Genomic DNA, 1,015 nt, shown 5'->3' on the forward strand with positions numbered 1-1,015 from the left:
CTGAAGCATTGGTTGATCTGTTATCAAAGTAGTTTAGGATGGTCTGATAATGATTCTGGATTGACCTTGAAATGGTATTGAAAGCTTTGAATCCGGTCTGTCTTACTTTCTCATGCCATTTAGCCAGATTAGCCAATCCAAAGACCTTATCTTTTGTGTTTTCAAAGATGTTGCTGAGTCCCATACTGAGCCCATATGCTGTTTGAAGGTCTGGGTATCTTTCAAATAAAAGTTTTGCACGATCCTTTTGAGTAGCTGTCCAATCCGAAGGTTTTTTATACAACACATATCTGCTGCGCGCCAGTAGCTGCTTAACTGTATCTCCATTGTGGAGTATTTTATTGTGAAATAGGACTCCTGCTTTTCTGAAGCGATCTATGGCCTGGTTTTCGACATCCATTGCTTCCCACCTGTATTTGATGCGCATCTCTTGTAGTGCTTCTGTAGCCAGTTTCTGTACATGAAACCGATCTGTCACCCGGACTGCCTGCGGGAAACAGCGTTTGCAGATCAACTCCATATTTCCTGCCATATCCAGCGTTATTTCCATGACCTTCTTCCTTGCCCTTTCTGGAATTTTATGCAGTATCGAAATGACTGTCTCAGCTTTGGTACCTGATACAATAGCCACTATAGCGCCCTTACGGCCCTTAGCAGCTTTGTTGGTTACTATCGTATAAAGCTCACCATGAGACAAACTAGTTTCATCAATAGAGAGCTGTTCACCGAGGTTTTCAGGATATAACAACCAGTTTTTTGCATGTGATTTCTGATCCCAGCTTTTAAAATCACTCAGATAATCGCGGTACTGTCGCAGCAGATTTTTAGCCTTTACCCCGTAAAAAGAGCTAATGGCATCAACACTACTCGGCGCTGTATCGATTGATTTCTTTTAAAAAAGCCGCGAATTCCTCTGTCATGCGCGTTCCCTTTTCTACTAAAGTCCAGTTTCGGTAAATTACCTTATTGGTCTCCAGATTCAGCCACCTGCGACGTTTGATGTGAAAAAAGGCTT

1 protein-coding gene is annotated in these 1,015 nt (G+C 42.3%); it reads right to left on the bottom strand.

Annotated features, from left to right (window positions below; all coding sequences use genetic code 11):
- A partial coding sequence (locus R2Q94_RS22115; RefSeq protein ID WP_316823647.1) for a transposase occupies window positions 1-748 on the bottom strand: 748 nt, incomplete at its 3' end.
- Window positions 749-1,015 lie beyond the last annotated feature (267 nt).

Origin of the sequence: Pedobacter gandavensis (assembly GCF_032678465.1) — a bacterium.
GTDB classification, from domain to species: domain Bacteria; phylum Bacteroidota; class Bacteroidia; order Sphingobacteriales; family Sphingobacteriaceae; genus Pedobacter; species Pedobacter gandavensis_B.